This is a genomic window from Streptomyces sp. SID14436 (assembly GCF_010548465.1).
In the GTDB taxonomy this organism is placed as follows: domain Bacteria; phylum Actinomycetota; class Actinomycetes; order Streptomycetales; family Streptomycetaceae; genus Streptomyces.
The window spans coordinates 1-15,688 of record NZ_JAAGMD010000654.1; the positions used below are offsets into that span (position 1 = coordinate 1).

Consider the following 15,688-nt stretch of genomic DNA (forward strand, 5'->3'; position numbering starts at 1 on the left):
CCTGCCCGCCGGGCTGCCCCGGGGCCGGGGCCCGCTGCTGGTGCTGGAGGACGAGTACCCCGACGCCTGGTGGATGCCGGGCAGCCCGGCACGGCTGATCGTCACCACCGGCGCGCTGCACCGCCTCACCGACCACCAGCTCGACGCCGTCCTCACCCACGAGCGCGGTCACGCCCGGGCCCGCCACGACTGGCTGCTGCACCTGTCCACCGCGCTCGCCACCGGGTTCCCGCGCATCCCGCTGTTCGCGCACTTCTGCGACCAGACCCACCGCCTGGTCGAGCTGGCCGCCGACGACACCGCCTCGCGCCGCTGCGGTCACCTGACGACGGCGCTGGCGCTGATCGAGCTGAACCAGCACCGCGGTGTGCTGTCCTGCGCCTCCAGTCACCGCCTGCTCGGCGAGCGCGTCGACCGCCTGCTCCAGCCGCCGCCCCGCCTCGGCCGCCGGCACCGCGCCATGACGACGACCGCGGCGGCGCTGGTGCCCCTGCTGCCCCTGCTGATCACCTTCGCGCCGGGCCTGACCGCGCTGCCGTAGCCCCGGCCGGGCCCCGTTGCCCCGGAAGCACGCGCGGGGCCCTGCCCGGGGGTCACGCCCAGGGGTCGGGCTCCGGCTCCTCCTCGGGCCAGACGCCGGCCGGGTCGGAGGCGTCGGCCGCGGCCCTGTCCGGCGGCGCGGAAGCGGCCGTGTCCGGCCCTCCGGACACCGCGGCCAGCACCTGAAGCACCCCCTCGCCGTAGGTCGCCAGCTTCTTCTCGCCGACCCCGCCGATCCCGCCGAGCTCGGCCACCGACGTGGGGCGGGCGGTGGCGATCTCCCGGAGCGTGGCGTCGTGGAAGATGACGTACGCCGGGACGCCCTGCTCGCGGGCCTGCTCCGCGCGCCAGGCGCGCAGCGCCTCGAAGACCGGGACCAGCTCCTCGGGCAGTTCCGCGGCGGCCCGGGCCCGGCGCTCGCCCCGCCCGGAGCCCGAGGCTCCGCCGCGCGCCTTCGCCGTGGCCGGCCGCTTCGGCTCCTTGCGCAGCGGCACCTCCCGCTCGCGCCGCAGCACCGCCGAGCTGGCCTCGGTCAGCACCAGCGTGCCGTAGTCGCCCTCGACGGCGAGGAGGCCCTGGGCCAGCAGCTGGCGGACCACGCCCCGCCACTCGCCCTCGTCGAGCTCCTCGCCGATGCCGAACACGGACAGCTGGTCGTGGTCGAACTGGATGACCTTGGCCGTCCGCCGGCCCAGCAGGATGTCCACGATCTGCGCCGCGCCGAACTTCTGCCCGCGCTCCCGCTGCAGCCGCACCACCGTGGACAGCACCTTCTGGGCCGCGACCGTGCCGTCCCAGGTCTCCGGCGGGGTCAGGCAGGTGTCGCAGTTGCCGCAGCTCTCCCGGCCGGGCTCCTGGCCGAAGTAGGCGAGGAGCTGACCGCGCCGGCAGCGGGCCGTCTCGCACAGGGCGAGCATCGCGTCCAGGTGCTGGGCGGCCCGGCGGCGGAACGCCTCGTCGCCCTCGCCGGACTGGATCAGCTTGCGCTGCTGGATGACGTCGTTCAGCCCGTAGGCCATCCACGCGGTCGAGGGCAGGCCGTCACGGCCCGCGCGGCCGGTCTCCTGGTAGTAGCCCTCGACCGACTTGGGCAGGTCGAGGTGGGCGACGAACCGCACGTCCGGCTTGTCGATGCCCATGCCGAAGGCGATGGTCGCCACCACCACCAGGCCGTCCTCCCGCAGGAAGCGGGCCTGGTGCGCGGCCCGTGTGCCCGCGTCGAGGCCGGCGTGGTACGGCACCGCCTCCACGCCGTTGCGGCTCAGGAACTCCGCGGTCTTCTCCACGGAGTTGCGGGACAGGCAGTAGACGATGCCCGCGTCGCCGGCGTGCTCCTCGCGCAGGAAGTGCAGCAGCTGCTTCTTCGGGTCGGCCTTGGGGACGATGCGGTACTGGATGTTCGGCCGGTCGAAGCTGGCCACGAAGTGCCGCGCGTCCGGCATCCCCAGCCGCTCGGTGATCTCGCGGTGCGTGGCGTGCGTGGCCGTGGCCGTGAGCGCGATGCGGGGCACGTCCGGCCACCGCTCGCCGAGCAGCGACAGCATGAGGTAGTCCGGGCGGAAGTCGTGGCCCCACTGGGACACGCAGTGCGCCTCGTCGATCGCGAAGACGGAGATCTTGCCGCGCGAGAGCAGGTCCAGTGTGCCCTCCAGCCGCAGCCGCTCCGGCGCGAGGTACAGCAGGTCCAGCTCCCCGGCGAGGAACTCGGCCTCCACGACCCGGCGCTCGTCGAAGTCCTGCGTCGAGTTCATGAACCCGGCGCGCACGCCCAGCGCCCGCAGGGCGTCCACCTGGTCCTGCATCAGCGCGATCAGCGGGGAGACGACCACCCCCGTACCCGGTCTGACCAGGGCCGGGATCTGGTAGCACAGCGATTTGCCGCCGCCGGTGGGCATGAGCACCACGGCATCGCCGCCGGCGACCACATGCTCGATGACGGCCTCCTGCTCACCGCGGAAGGTCTCGTACCCGAACACCCGGTGCAGCGTGGCCCGTGCCTCGCTCTCCGTCACTGCCATCTCGGCGATACCGCCCATCCCACCCATCGACCCGTCCCCCGTGCGTCGTCCCTCGACCACGGTGTCCACGATAGGGGCCCCCGCCGACAGGCCCGGAGTTTTCCACAGGCGCCCGGCGGGGACGCCCTCGCCGGCCGTCCGGGGAGCGCCCTCACGGCCGCGTCGGGCGGAGCGCCAGGACCAGGCGGTCCGCGCCCCTCCCGTAGTAGTCCGCGCGCCGCTCCACCTCGGTGAAGCCCAGGCTGCGGTAGAGCGCCAGCGCCGAGTCGTTGGCCGGTTCGACGGTCAGCCGGATCTCCTCGGCGCCGTCCTCCCGCAGCCCGTCCACGCACGCGCGCAGCAGTGCACGCCCCCAGCCGCACCCGCGCGCCCCGCGCGTCACGCCCAGGGCCAGCACCCAGCCGCGGCGTCCGTCGGATGTCCGGGCGGCGACCGCGTACCCGACGAGGCCGTCGCCGTCGTCGTCCAGGACGAGCATCCGGGCGCCGCAGAGGTCGTGGAGCTGCCGCAGCACGAAGTACGGGTAGGCCCAGTCCGGGAAAAGCTCCTCGTCCAGGCGGGCCAGCGCGGCCAGGTCGCTCTCCCTCATCGGTCTCATGTGCACCATGGGCCTCTCCCGATTCCTCGCTCACCGCCGTATGCGCTGTGTGCTCCCCGCGTGCGCCCCCGTGCTCCCGAGGATGTCCGGCGGACCTCCGGACACGGCCGCCCCGGTCCCCTACTCTCGACGGGTGGATCGACACGCGACGCACGGAGCAGCGGAACCACGAACCGCCCCCCTCGTCGAGGCCGAGGCCCCCCGCTGGGACGCCTTCGATCCGGACGCCTACGTCCGCCAGAACTATCTCCGGCTCCACCCCGCGGACGCCGCGATCCTGCGGGCCGGCCGCGACCACCTGTGCCGGCACTTCGGCCGCCACGGCCTGCCCGCGCCGCTCACCGGCATCGACGTGGGCACCGGGGCCAACCTCTACCCGACGCTGATGCTGCTGCCGTGGTGCAAGGAGATCACGCTCCTCGACTTCGCCGAGAACAACGTGGCCTGGCTGCGCAACACCCTGCACCGGGACCAGTCCTACGGCGCCAACTGGGACCCCTTCTGGGACGTGCTGCGCGACCGCAGCCCCTACGCGGAGATCACGGACCCCCGCGGCCACCTCCGGGGCAGCACGCGCATGGAGACGGGCGACGTCTTCGAACTCCCCGAGGCGCGCTGGGACATAGGGACCATGTTCTTCACCGCCGAGTCCATCACCGCCTCGGTCACCGTCTTCCAGGAGGCCGTGCGCTGCTTCGTCCGCTCCCTGCTCCCGGGCGCCCCCTTCGCCGCCGCCTTCATGGCCGAGTCACGGGCCTGCTACTACGTGGGCCGGGAGCGCTACCCGTCCTGCGACGTCGACGAGCACACGGTGGCCGCGGCCTTCGGACCGTACGCCGAGGGCCTGCGCATCCGGCGCTTCCGGCAGGGGCACGCGTTGCGGGACGGCTACGAGGGAATGATCCTGGCCTGCGGCCGGCGCCGGGCCACCCGGTAGGACGCACGGACGAGTTCAGGGGGAAGTGTGACCGAGGCCGTCTTCCGAGAGGTCACCGCGGAGCCACGCACCCAGGCCGTTCCGCTGTCCCACCTCTCGCTCGAAATAGGCCACCTGTACGCCGAGGACTTCGACTACGGGGCGGCCCGGCTGCGGGCGCACTTCGCGCACGCCCGGCCGTGGGTGGACGCCGTCGCCGCCTCCGCCGCGCTCGACACGGGCGGCAAGCGGCTGCGGATGAGCACCTGCTTCCTGGTCGACGACTACTTCTCCCGGTTCTCCTCGCCCGCCGACGTCGTCCCGGCCCTGCTCGCCGAGGCCGAACGGGCCGGGCTGGCCATCGACTACCTCGTCCGCGAGTCCGGCTGCGCGGAGGCCGACGGGTTCCCGCTCGCCCGTTCGGTGGCGCACCGCCTCGTGGAGTCACCGCCCCGGGGGAGCACCGGCGTGCGCCCGCCGGTCACCGAGACGGGCTGGATCGCCAACGGCAGCCGCAGCCCGGTGGCGGGCGCCGCTCCCGGCTGGCGGCCGCCCCACGAGACGGCGGCCCGGCGGCACTCGGTCTTCCTGGACATCGAGCTCTGGGACGGCGAAGGCCCCGGCCAGACCTTCTCCTGCGCGTTCCTGGCGGCCGTCTGGCAGTTGCTGCGCCTGGGACTGCTGCGCAACGACGGCCGCCCGGTGCTGCGTCCGCGGCTCTGGGACGGCGGCGGCTTCCCCCAGGACTGGGACGACCTGCCCCCGCTGCTCCAGCTCAACCCGGCGGCCCCGCCCTTCGCCGCCTACCGCACCTGCTCCCTGCTGCCGTCCCGGTACCTCCCCGTCGAGCACGCCGTGCTGGTCCTGCTCGACCAGATCGAGGTCGATCCGGGCGCGCTCCAGCAGGTGGCCGAGCGGTCGGCGGGCGAACGCGTCCGCCTGCCCGAGGCGATCACGGACCGCACCTCCTACGTCTTCTATCCGGGGCCCTGACATGGACGGCCCCACGGAAGCGGCCCAGGTCGCCCTCCTCGGCGGGGAGGTACGCACCCGCCTGCTGCCGACCGCCCGGGCCCTGCGCCCCGCCGAGGCGGCGGAGCTGCTGCGGCTGCGGCTCGACGAGCCGGTCCGCGTCTCGCGGCGCCCGAACCTCCACGTCGTGTCGCCGCCCCGGCTCACCGGCGTCGACTGCGCCCTGCCCACCGACGACGGCAGCAAGGTCCGCGGCATCGGCACGGTGATCTCCTGCGCGTCGGTCACGGAGGGGCACGTGCTGCAGGTGAACGCCTACACCGGGGTGACCGCCGCCGGGCCCGACGCCCGGCGCCCGTGGGGCCACTACCTCAGCCGGCCCGGGGTGACCGAACCGCTCGGCAAACTGCCCGAACCGGCCACCGCGCGGGGGTTCCTGGCGGGCAGCCGGGAGACCGGACTGGATCCCGGGCTCCTCGCCGAGTCCCTGCTCACCGAGGTGCTGCGGCAGCCGCTGCCGGAGCCCGGCGAAGCGCTGCCCGCGCCGCGCACCCGGCTGCGCTGGGTGGCGCTGCGGGCCGCGGAGGCCGACCGGCCCCGGCTGGAGCGCTTCACGCTGGAGGAGGACGGGCTGCGGACGGTCGAACTGCGGCTCCCGGACGGTGCCGTGCCCCGCGAGGTCGCCGCCTTCTGCGCCGACCTCGCCCTGCACGACTGGCTGCTGACCACCCTCATCCAGCTCCTGGACGACCACCCTGCCGACGCCCCCGCGGGCACGGTCCTGCACACGGCCGTGGACCACCTGCTGCACCTGTGGATGCCGGGCGCGCGGGTGGCCGCGCCGCTGGCCGGGCTGTGGGAGGTCCTGGAGCGGACCCCCGGGTTCACCCGGCAGTGGCAGACCCTCGCCCAGCGAGTGAGAGACCGGGCGGCGCGCCCCCCTCGGGGCCGGCCGTCGCCCTGACGGCCACGGAGCCGTGCACACCGCAGTCCGCCTACCGCTACGAAATCCGGGGGAAGCCATGCGGCCCACGCGCCGAATACCCGATGTCCTGGTGAGAGTGTTCGTGACCGCCCTCGCCGGCGGTGTCACCTACGGCGTCACCAACCTGACGGACCAGCCGGAGATCTGGAAGATCACGCTGTCGGTGTTCCTCGCCGGGGCGGCCCTGATCGTGCAGCAGCTCGCCGACTTCGAACGGCGTCTGGAGCGCGGCCTGTCGGAGTTCAACGAGACGGCCCTGCTGTTCTCGCAACTGGACGTCTCGCCCGTCGGCGCGGAGGAGGTCCGGCAGCTCGCGCGCAACGTCGCGTCGCTGGAGTCGGGGCGCGACCCGTTCTTCTACGCCTTCGTCCGCGGGGAGATCCGGCGCACCGCCAAGCTGCTGGAGGACCTCAAGGGGCATCACGCGGACTACCCCGGGGAGGACCGGGACTGGCTGCTGAACCTGACCCGCTGCGCGAGCGCGTCCGTCGACGCGGTCAGCACCTCCGTGGACCGCGGCTTCTGGGAGACCGACCTCGGGTGGCGCTACGAGGACGCGCAGGAGGAGGCGGTGCGGCGGGGCGTGCGGGTGCGCCGTCTGATCATCCTGAACTCACCCGGCGACCTGGACGCCGACGTGGACGAGATCCGCGACCGCCAGCGCAGCCTCGGCGTCGACGTGCGGGTGCTGGTCCTGTCGACCCTGGAGGCCCGGGACCGGCGGGACGCGGTGCGCAACTTCGTGGTCTTCGACGACGCCATCAGCTACGAGATGACCACGGAGGACAACGACCCGTCGAGGATCTACGAGACGAGCCTGATCGTCGGTGAACGCGCCGCGCAGCGCGGCCGCCGCTTCGAGGCGTGGTGGGCCAAGGGCGAGTGACGCGCCCGCCCAGGGCGTCCCGGCACGAAGGGGCCCGGGTCTCCAGCCGGAGACCCGGGCCCCTTCCGTGTGCGCGCGGGCGGCGGCGCGCGTCAGCGCACGAACACGCCCGCCGTGCCGGCCAGGTCCAGGAAGTACTGCGGCGCCACGCCGAGCACCACCGTGACCGCCACGCCGACCGCGATCGCCGTCATCGTCAGCGGCGACGGCACGGCGACGGTCGGGCCCTCCGGGCGGGGTTCGCTGAAGAACATCAGGACGATCACCCGGATGTAGAAGAACGCGGCGATGGCCGACGCGATCACACCGACCACGACCAGCGGCACCGCGCCGCCCTCCGCCGCCGCCTTGAAGACGGCGAACTTGCCGGTGAAGCCCGCGGTGAGCGGGATGCCGGCGAAGGCCAGCAGGAACACCGCGAACACCGCCGCCACCAGCGGCGAACGGCGGCCCAGACCGGCCCACTTGGACAGGTGCGTGGCCTCGCCGCCCGCGTCGCGGACGAGGGTGACCACGGCGAAGGCGCCCATCGTGACGAAGGAGTACGCCGCCAGGTAGAAGAGCACCGACGACACGCCGTCCGGGGTGGCGGCGATGACACCCGCGAGGATGAAGCCCGCGTGGGAGATCGCCGAGTACGCCAGCAGCCGCTTGATGTCGGTCTGCGTGATGGCGACGATCGCACCGATCAGCATGGTGGCGATCGCGACGCCCCACATCACCGGCCGCCAGTCCCAGCGCAGTCCGGGCAGGACCACGTAGAGGATGCGCAGCAGGGCGCCGAAGGCGGCCGTCTTGGTGGCGGCGGCCATGAAGCCGGTGACCGGCGTCGGAGCGCCCTGGTACACGTCCGGGGTCCACATGTGGAACGGGACGGCACCCACCTTGAACAGCAGGCCCATCACCACGAGGGCGCTGCCGACGAGCAGCAGCGCGTCGTTGCCCATGGTGCCCGCGAGCGCCGGGCTGACGTCCTGCACGGTGCCCTCGACGACCTGCGCGATCGTGGCGTACGACATCGAGCCGGCGTAGCCGTACAGCAGGGCGATGCCGAACAGCATGAACGCCGAGGCGAAGGCGCCGAGCAGGAAGTACTTGACCGCCGCCTCCTGCGAGATGAGCCGCTTGCGGCGGGCCAGCGCGCACAGCAGGTACAGCGGGAGGGAGAGCACTTCCAGCGCCACGAACAGCGTCAGCAGGTCGTTGGCGGCGGGGAAGACCAGCATGCCCGCGACCGCGAACAGCAGGAGCGGGAACACCTCGGTGGTGGTGAAGCCCGCCTTGACCGCCTTCTTCTCCTGGTCGCTGCCCGGTACGGCGGCGGCCTGGGCGGCGAAGGAGTCGACCCGGTTGCCGTGTGCCTCCGGGTCGAGCCGGCGTTCGGCGAAGGTGAACAGGCCGACCAGGGCGGTCAGCAGGATGACGCCCTGGAGGAACAGGGCCGGGCCGTCGACGGCGATGGCGCCCATCGCCGCGATGCCCGCCTTCGTCGTGCCGTAGCCGTCGACCGCCAGCGCCACCACGGCGGCGAAGGCGGCGGTGAGGGCGACCGCGGTGACGAACATCTGCGCGTAGTACCGCGACTTCCGCGGCACCAGGCCCTCGACGAGCACCCCGACGACGGCCGCGCCGACCACGATCAGTGTGGGCGCCAGCTGGGCGTACTCGATCTTCGGCGCGTCGATCTTCGCGATCGGCTCGGCCGCCGTTGTCCACAGGCTGTGGATGGCTGTTGAGCTCACTTCGCCGCCTCCACCTCGGGCTGGGGATCCTTCTGGTCCACGTCGGACATGGTGTGCTGCACCGCCGGGTTCACGATGTCCGTGACGGGCTTCGGATAGACGCCCAGGAACAGCAGCAGCACGATCAGCGGTGTCACCACCGCGATCTCACGCAGCCGCAGATCCGGCAGCTTCGCGACCTCCGGCTTCACCGGGCCCGTCATCGTCCGCTGGTAGAGGACGAGGGTGTACAGGGCGGCGAGCACGATGCCGAGGGTCGCGACGACGGCGATCGCCGGATGGCGGGTGAACGTGCCGACCAGGACCAGGAACTCGCTGACGAACGGCGCCAGACCCGGCAGCGACAGCGTCGCCAGACCGCCGATCAGGAAGGTGCCGGCCAGCACCGGGGCCACCTTCTGCACCCCGCCGTAGTCGGCGATGAGCCGGGAGCCGCGCCGCGAGATCAGGAACCCGGCGACCAGCAGCAGCAGCGCCGTCGAGATGCCGTGGTTGACCATGTACAGCGTGGCGCCGGACTGGCCCTGGCTGGTCAGCGCGAAGATGCCCATCACGATGAAGCCGAAGTGGGAGATCGACGCGTAGGCGATCAGCCGCTTGATGTCGCGCTGGCCCACCGCGAGCAGCGCCCCGTAGATGATGCTGATCACCGCCAGCACCAGGACCACCGGGGTCGCCCACTTGCTGGCCTCCGGGAACAGCCCGAGGCAGAAGCGCAGCATCGCGAAGGTGCCCACCTTGTCCACGACCGCCGTGATGAGCACGGCGACCGGGGCGGTCGACTCCCCCATGGCATTGGGCAGCCAGGTGTGCAGCGGCCACAGCGGCGCCTTCACCGCGAACGCGAAGAAGAAGCCGAGGAACAGCCAGCGTTCGGTGCTCTGCGCCATCTCCAGCGAGCCGTTGGCCCGCGCCTCGGCGATCTCGGTGAGGGAGAAGTTCCCGGCGACCATGTACAGCCCGATCACCGCGGCCAGCATGATCAGTCCGCCGGCCAGGTTGTAGAGGAGGAACTTCACCGCCGCGTAGGACCGCTGGGTGGCGCCGGCCTTCTCGCCGTGCTCGTGCGCCCGGTCCCCGAAGCCGCCGATCAGGAAGTACAGCGGGATCAGCATGGCTTCGAACAGGATGTAGAAGAGGAAGACGTCGGTGGCCGTGAAGGCGAGGATCACCATCGCCTCGATGGCGAGGATCAGGGCGAAGAAGCCCTGCGTCGGCCGCCACCGCCTGCTGCCCGTCTCCAGCGGGTCGGCGTCGTGCCAGGACGCCAGCACGATGAACGGGATCAGCAGGGCGGTCAGCGCGATGAGCGCGACCGAGATGCCGTCCACCGCCAGGTCGTAGCGGACCCCGAAGTCCGCGATCCAGGCGTGCGACTCCGTGAGCTGGTAGCGGTCGCCGCCCGGTTCGAAGCGCACCAGGATGGCGACCGCCAGCACGAACGTGGCGAGCGAGACCAGCAGGGCCAGCCATTTGGCGGCCGTGCGCTTCGAGGCCGGTACGGCGGCCGTGGCGATCGCCCCGATGGCCGGGAGCGCCGCCGTCGCTGTCAGCAGAGGAAAGGACATCGGTATCAGACCGCCCTCATCAGCAGGGTCGCGGCGACCAGGACCGCCGCGCCGCCGAACATGGAGACCGCGTAGGAGCGCGCGAAGCCGTTCTGCAGTCGGCGCATGCGGCCGGACAGGCCGCCGAACGAGGCCGCCGTTCCGTTGACGACGCCGTCGACCAGGGTGTGGTCGACGTACACCAGCGAGCGCGTGAGGTGTTCGCCGCCGCGGACCAGGACCACGTGGTTGAAGTCGTCCTGGAGGAGGTCGCGGCGGGCGGCCCGGGTGAGGAGCGAACCGCGCGGGGCGACCGCCGGGACCGGGCGGCGCCCGTACTGGGCCCAGGCGACGGCCACACCGACGACCATCACGGCGACCGTGGCCAGCGTGACCGTCAGGGCGCTGACCGGGGAGTGGCCGTGGTCGTACCCGGTGACCGGCTCCAGCCAGTTCAGGAAGCGGTCGCCGATGCTGAAGAAGGCACCGCCGGCGACCGATCCGACGGCCAGCACGATCATCGGGATCGTCATGACCTTCGGCGACTCGTGCGGGTGCGGCGGGCCCGCCGCGGCAGCGGCATGTCCGGAAACAGCCTCGCCGCTCGTCCCGGCCGCGGGCTCCACGTCCGGGGCGGCCGGGGACGGCGTCGGCGCGTTGCGCCAGCGCTCCTCGCCGAAGAACGTCATCAGCATCACGCGCGTCATGTAGTACGCGGTGATGGCCGCGCCCAGCAGGGCGCAGGCGCCGAGGATCCAGCCCTCGGTGCCGCCCTTGGCGAAGGCCGACTCGATGATCCTGTCCTTGGAGAAGAAGCCGGACAGGCCCGGGAAGCCGATGATGGCGAGGTAGCCGAGGCCGAAGGTGACGAAGGTGACCGGCATGTACTTCCTGAGGCCGCCGTAACGGCGCATGTCGACCTCGTCGTTCATGCCGTGCATGACGGAACCGGCGCCGAGGAACAGGCCGGCCTTGAAGAAGCCGTGCGTCACCAGGTGCATGATCGCGAAGACGTAGCCGATGGGGCCGAGGCCCGCGGCCAGGACCATGTAGCCGATCTGCGACATGGTCGAGCCGGCCAGCGCCTTCTTGATGTCGTCCTTGGCGCAACCGACGATCGCACCGAACAGCAGCGTGACCGCGCCGACGATGGTGACGACGAGCTGCGCGTCCGGGGCGCCGTTGAAGATGGCTCCGGAGCGGACGATCAGGTAGACGCCGGCGGTCACCATGGTGGCGGCGTGGATGAGGGCCGAGACCGGGGTCGGGCCCTCCATCGCGTCGCCGAGCCAGGACTGCAGCGGCACCTGGGCGGACTTGCCGCAGGCGGCCAGCAGCAGCATCAGGCCGATCGCGGTGAGCTTGCCCTCACCGGCGGCCGAGGCGAGCCCCGGCTCCCCCTCGGAGCCGAGGACCGGCCCGAAGGCGAAGGTGCCGAACCAGGCGAACATCATCATGATCGCGATGGACAGGCCGATGTCGCCGACCCGGTTGACCAGGAAGGCCTTCTTGGCGGCGGTCGCCGCGCTGGGCTTGTGCTGCCAGAAGCCGATCAGCAGGTAGGAGGCGAGACCGACGCCCTCCCAGCCGAAGTACAGCAGCAGGTAGTTGTCGGCGAGGACCAGCAGGAGCATCGCCGCGAGGAAGAGGTTCAGGAAGCCGAAGAAGCGGCGGCGCCGCTCGTCGTGCTCCATGTACCCGACCGAGTAGAGGTGGATGAGCGAGCCGACGCCGGTGATCAGCAGGACGAACGTCATCGACAGCTGGTCGAGCCGGAAGGCGATGTCGGCCTGGAAACCCTCCACCGGGATCCAGCTGAACAGGTGCTGCGTGACGGTGCGGTCCGCGGCGTCCTTGCCGAGCAGGTCGGTGAACAGCACCAGGCCGACGGCGAAGGAGACGCCGGCCAGGGCCGTGCCGATCCAGTGGCCGACGGCGTCCAGTCTGCGGCCGCCGCACAGCAGGACCGCCGCTCCGAGCAGGGGCGCCGCCACCAGCAGCGCAATCAGGTTCTCCACGATTCAGCAGCCCCTCACAGCTTCATCAGGCTGGCGTCGTCGACCGAGGCCGAGTGGCGGGAACGGAACAGGGACACGATGATCGCCAGCCCGACCACGACCTCCGCGGCGGCCACGACCATCGTGAAGAAGGCGATGATCTGGCCGTCGAGGTTGCCGTGCATCCGGGAGAAGGCGACGAAGGCGAGGTTGCAGGCGTTGAGCATGAGCTCGATGCACATGAACACCACGATCGCGTTGCGCCTGATCAGTACGCCGGTGGCGCCGATCGTGAAGAGCAGGGCGGCGAGGTAGAGGTAGTTGACCGGGTTCACTTCTGCCCCTCCTCGGTCCCCTTGGACGGTGCCGTCTCGATCGCCGTGCGGCCCAGGCGCTCCTCCGCGCGCTGCTCCAGCGCCCGCAAATCGTTCATCGCCTCCTGCGACACGTCACGGATCTGGCCCCGCTCGCGCAGCGTGGCGCTGACCGTGAGGTCGGAGGGCGTGCCGTCGGGCAGCAGGCCGGCGATGTCCACGGCGTTGTGCCGCGCGTACACGCCGGGGGCGGGCAGCGGCGGGAGGTACGTGCCCTCGCGGACCCGCTGCTCGGCCAGCTCCCGCTGGGTCCTGGCGCGCTCGGTGCGCTCCCGGTGGGTGAGCACCATGGCGCCGACGGCGGCCGTGATCAGCAGGGCGCCGGTGATCTCGAAGGCGAACACGTAACGGGTGAACAGGAGGGCGGCGATGCCCTCGACGTTGCCGCCCGCGTTCGCCGCGCCGATGCCGTTGAACTCGGTGAGGGAGGCGTTGCCGATGCCGCCGATCAGCAGGATGCCGAAGCCGGCCATGCACAGCAGGGCCAGCCAGCGCTGGCCCTTGATGGTCTCCTTCAGGGAGTCCGCCGCGGTGACGCCGACCAGCATCACCACGAACAGGAACAGCATCATGACCGCGCCGGTGTAGACGACGATCTGCACGACGCCCAGGAAGTAGGCGCCGTTGGCGAGGTAGAAGACCGCCAGGATGATCATCGTGCCCGCGAGGCACAGCGCGCTGTGCACGGCCCGCTTCATGAAGACGGTGCACAGGGCGCCGATCACCGCGATCGTGCCCAGGATCCAGAACTGGACGGCCTCGCCGGTGGAGGTGGTGTAGGCGGCGAGCTGGGTCATCGGCCGATCACCTGCTCCGACGCCGGTTCGTCCGGGCCGAACGTGGAGTCGGCCTCCTGGACGACCTCCCCCTTCGAGTGGGCGACCTGGCGCTCCGTGCCGGGCGCGGCCTCGGTCACCAGGCCCCGGTAGTAGTCCTGTTCGTCGGTGCCCGGGTACATGGCGTGCGGGCTGTCCACCATGCCCTCCTCCAGACCGGCGAGCAGCTGCTCCTTGGTGTAGATGAGGTTGGCGCGGCTGGAGTCGGCCAGTTCGAACTCGTTGGTCATCGTGAGCGCGCGCGTGGGGCACGCCTCGATGCACAGGCCGCACAGGATGCAGCGGGCGTAGTTGATCTGGTAGACGCGGCCGTACCGCTCGCCCGGCGAGTAGCGCTCCTCCTCGGTGTTGTCCGCGCCCTCCACGTAGATCGCGTCGGCGGGACAGGCCCAGGCACACAACTCGCAGCCGACGCACTTCTCCAGGCCGTCCGGATGACGGTTGAGCTGGTGCCGTCCGTGGAAGCGCGGAGCGGTGGTCTTCTGCTGCTCGGGGTACTGCTCGGTGAGCCGCTTCTTGAACATGGCCTTGAAGGTCACGCCGAAGCCGGCCACGGGGTTCAGGAAACCGGGCTTGGTCTCCTTGGGCTCCTCAGCCATCGGACGCCTCCTTTCCATCCGTAGATCCGCCCAGAGATTCGTCACTCTGAGTGTCGGGCCCACCACTGACAATCAGTTCCCGTTCCCGGCGGGGACGGCGGCGGGGCACCGGCGGCAGTTCCTGTCCGGGCAGCGGGGGCACGGGGAATCCGCCCGCCATCGGGTCGAACGCGGCCGGGGGTTCGGCGGCGGCCTGTTCCGCCCGCTTGGCCTTGTCGCGGAACAGGTCCGCGACGAAGGAGAGCAGCAGCAGGGCGAGGACCGCGCCGCCGATGTAGAGGGCGATGTCGCTGAAGCCCACGTTCTCGTTGCGCAGCGCGCGCACGGTGGCGACGAGCATCAGCCAGGCCAGGGCGACCGGGATGAGCACCTTCCAGCCCAGCTTCATCAGCTGGTCGTAGCGCACCCGCGGGAGCGTGCCGCGCAGCCAGACGAAGCAGAACAGCAGCATCTGGACCTTGAGAACGAACCAGAGCAGCGGCCACCAGCCGTGGTTGGCGCCCTCCCAGAAGGTGCTGATGGGCCAGGGGGCCCGCCAGCCGCCCAGGAAGAGCGTGGTCGCCACGGCCGAGACGGTCACCATGTTGATGTACTCGGCGAGCATGAACATCGCGAACTTGATCGACGAGTACTCGGTGTTGAAGCCGCCGACCAGGTCGCCCTCGGACTCCGGCATGTCGAACGGGGCGCGGTTGGTCTCCCCGACCATCGTGACGATGTAGATGATGAAGGAGATGGGCAGCAGCAGGATGTACCAGCGGTCGGTCTGCTGCTCGACGATCTGCGAGGTCGACATCGACCCCGAGTAGAGGAAGACGGAGGCGAAGGCGAGACCCATCGCGATCTCGTAGGAGATCATCTGCGCGCACGAGCGCAGACCGCCCAGCAGCGGATAGGTGGAGCCGGAGCTCCAGCCCGCCAGCATGATGCCGTAGATGCCGATCGAGGCGACCGCGAGGATGTAGAGCATCGCGATCGGCAGGTCGGTGAGCTGCATCGTGGTGCGCTGGCCGAAGATGGAGATCTCGTTGCCCGCCGGCCCGAAGGGGATCACGGCGATCGCCATGAAGGCCGGGATGGCGGCGACGATCGGCGCCAGGATGTAGACCGCCTTGTCGGCGCGCTTGACGACGACATCTTCCTTGAGCATCAGCTTCACGCCGTCGGCGAGCGACTGGAGCATGCCCCAGGGGCCGTGCCGGTTGGGGCCGATGCGCCGCTGCATCCAGGCGACGAACTTGCGCTCCATCACGATGGCGATCAGCACCGTCACCATCAGGAACGCGAAGCAGAACACCGCCTTGACGACGACCAGCCACCAGGGGTCGCGGCCGAACATCGAGAGGTCTTCGGCGGAGAGGTACATCATGCCTCCACCTCCTGGGGGGCCTCGCCGGCGCCGGTCGCCGGGCCGATGCGGACGAGGGATCCGGGCAGCGCCCCGGTGTCGGAGGCGACGCCGCCGCCGGCCGAGTTCAGCGGGAGCCACACCACGCGGTCCGGCATCTCGGTGACGGCCAGCGGCAGGGCGACCGTCCCGGCGGTGCCGGTGACCGCGAGCAGGTCGCCGTCCTTGACGCCCGCCTCGGCGGCCGTGGCGGCCGACACGCGGGCGCGTGCGGCGTGCCGGGTGCCGGCGAGCGCCTCGTCGCCCTGCTGGAGCAGGCCCTGGTCGAGC

General features: G+C 71.5%; 15 protein-coding genes. 5 read left to right on the plus strand and 10 right to left on the minus strand.

Annotated features, from left to right (window positions below; genetic code table 11):
* The coding region (locus tag G3I53_RS23080; protein ID WP_164438731.1) for a M56 family metallopeptidase at nt 1–541 on the plus strand (541 nt) is incomplete at its 5' end.
* 52 nt (nt 542–593) lie between these two features.
* Here G3I53_RS23080 and recQ read toward each other — a convergent pair.
* Together recQ and G3I53_RS23090 are read right to left on the minus strand one after the other, a co-directional pair.
* Nucleotides 594–2,585: a DNA helicase RecQ gene (gene recQ / locus G3I53_RS23085; protein WP_164438732.1), complete on the minus strand. Its 1,992-nt coding sequence runs from the start codon at nt 2,583–2,585 to the stop codon at nt 594–596.
* 124 nt (nt 2,586–2,709) lie between these two features.
* Nucleotides 2,710–3,156 carry an N-acetyltransferase gene (locus tag G3I53_RS23090; protein WP_164335980.1) on the minus strand — a complete coding sequence of 149 codons (447 nt, stop codon included), beginning with the start codon at nt 3,154–3,156 and terminating at the stop codon, nt 2,710–2,712.
* A gap of 133 nt (nt 3,157–3,289) precedes the next feature.
* On the opposite strand from G3I53_RS23090, the gene G3I53_RS23095 reads away from it, so the two are divergent.
* The 4 genes from G3I53_RS23095 to G3I53_RS23110 all read left to right on the plus strand — a co-directional run bounded on the left by G3I53_RS23095 (nt 3,290) and on the right by G3I53_RS23110 (nt 6,915).
* Nucleotides 3,290–4,093, plus strand: a complete 804-nt coding sequence (locus G3I53_RS23095) for an SCO2525 family SAM-dependent methyltransferase (protein ID WP_343239633.1) — start codon at nt 3,290–3,292, stop codon at nt 4,091–4,093.
* A gap of 27 nt (nt 4,094–4,120) precedes the next feature.
* Complete coding sequence (locus G3I53_RS23100) at nt 4,121–5,065, plus strand: SCO2522 family protein (RefSeq protein WP_164335984.1); 945 nt, start codon at nt 4,121–4,123, stop codon at nt 5,063–5,065.
* Between the two features lies 1 nt (nt 5,066).
* On the plus strand, nt 5,067–6,008 hold the full coding sequence (locus G3I53_RS23105) for an SCO2521 family protein (protein WP_164335986.1): 942 nt from the start codon (nt 5,067–5,069) through the stop codon (nt 6,006–6,008).
* 91 nt (nt 6,009–6,099) lie between these two features.
* On the plus strand, nt 6,100–6,915 hold the full coding sequence (locus G3I53_RS23110) for a hypothetical protein (RefSeq protein ID WP_164335988.1): 816 nt from the start codon (nt 6,100–6,102) through the stop codon (nt 6,913–6,915).
* A 92-nt stretch (nt 6,916–7,007) separates the two neighbouring features.
* Here G3I53_RS23110 and nuoN read toward each other — a convergent pair whose 3' ends face one another.
* From nuoN to G3I53_RS23150, 8 genes are all read right to left on the minus strand, one after another.
* Nucleotides 7,008–8,657, minus strand: a complete 1,650-nt coding sequence (nuoN, locus tag G3I53_RS23115) for an NADH-quinone oxidoreductase subunit NuoN (protein ID WP_164335991.1) — start codon at nt 8,655–8,657, stop codon at nt 7,008–7,010.
* On the minus strand, nt 8,654–10,225 hold the full coding sequence (locus G3I53_RS23120; RefSeq protein ID WP_164335993.1) for an NADH-quinone oxidoreductase subunit M: 1,572 nt from the start codon (nt 10,223–10,225) through the stop codon (nt 8,654–8,656). Before G3I53_RS23120 ends, nuoN begins: the two co-directional genes overlap by 4 nt.
* 5 nt (nt 10,226–10,230) lie before the next feature.
* A complete protein-coding gene (gene nuoL, locus G3I53_RS23125; protein ID WP_164335996.1) occupies nt 10,231–12,222 on the minus strand; it encodes an NADH-quinone oxidoreductase subunit L in 1,992 nt (663 codons plus the stop codon).
* Nucleotides 12,223–12,236: 14 nt separating this feature from the next.
* Nucleotides 12,237–12,536, minus strand: a complete 300-nt coding sequence (gene nuoK / locus G3I53_RS23130; RefSeq protein ID WP_003974374.1) for an NADH-quinone oxidoreductase subunit NuoK — start codon at nt 12,534–12,536, stop codon at nt 12,237–12,239.
* Complete coding sequence (locus tag G3I53_RS23135; protein WP_164335998.1) at nt 12,533–13,372, minus strand: NADH-quinone oxidoreductase subunit J; 840 nt, start codon at nt 13,370–13,372, stop codon at nt 12,533–12,535. Before G3I53_RS23135 ends, nuoK begins: the two co-directional genes overlap by 4 nt.
* On the minus strand, nt 13,369–14,010 hold the full coding sequence (gene nuoI, locus G3I53_RS23140; protein ID WP_164336000.1) for an NADH-quinone oxidoreductase subunit NuoI: 642 nt from the start codon (nt 14,008–14,010) through the stop codon (nt 13,369–13,371). Before nuoI ends, G3I53_RS23135 begins: the two co-directional genes overlap by 4 nt.
* Entirely contained in the window at nt 14,003–15,379 is a 1,377-nt protein-coding gene (gene nuoH, locus G3I53_RS23145) for an NADH-quinone oxidoreductase subunit NuoH (protein ID WP_164336002.1), read from the minus strand. Before nuoH ends, nuoI begins: the two co-directional genes overlap by 8 nt.
* On the minus strand, nt 15,376–15,688 hold a 313-nt coding region (locus G3I53_RS23150; RefSeq protein ID WP_275406520.1), incomplete at its 5' end, for a molybdopterin dinucleotide binding domain-containing protein. The genes nuoH and G3I53_RS23150, both read right to left, overlap by 4 nt.

Excerpts from the sequence above, each read along its gene's own strand:
- recQ (WP_164438732.1), bottom strand. The coding sequence starts at position 2,585 with ATGGGTGGGATGGGCGGTATCGCCGAGATGGCAGTGACGGAGAGCGAG.
- G3I53_RS23090 (WP_164335980.1), bottom strand. The coding sequence starts at position 3,156 with ATGAGACCGATGAGGGAGAGCGACCTGGCCGCGCTGGCCCGCCTGGAC.
- G3I53_RS23105 (WP_164335986.1), top strand. The coding sequence starts at position 5,067 with ATGGACGGCCCCACGGAAGCGGCCCAGGTCGCCCTCCTCGGCGGGGAG.
- G3I53_RS23120 (WP_164335993.1), bottom strand. The coding sequence starts at position 10,225 with ATGTCCTTTCCTCTGCTGACAGCGACGGCGGCGCTCCCGGCCATCGGG.
- G3I53_RS23135 (WP_164335998.1), bottom strand. The coding sequence starts at position 13,372 with ATGACCCAGCTCGCCGCCTACACCACCTCCACCGGCGAGGCCGTCCAG.
- nuoI (WP_164336000.1), bottom strand. The coding sequence starts at position 14,010 with ATGGCTGAGGAGCCCAAGGAGACCAAGCCCGGTTTCCTGAACCCCGTG.
- nuoH (WP_164336002.1), bottom strand. The coding sequence starts at position 15,379 with ATGATGTACCTCTCCGCCGAAGACCTCTCGATGTTCGGCCGCGACCCC.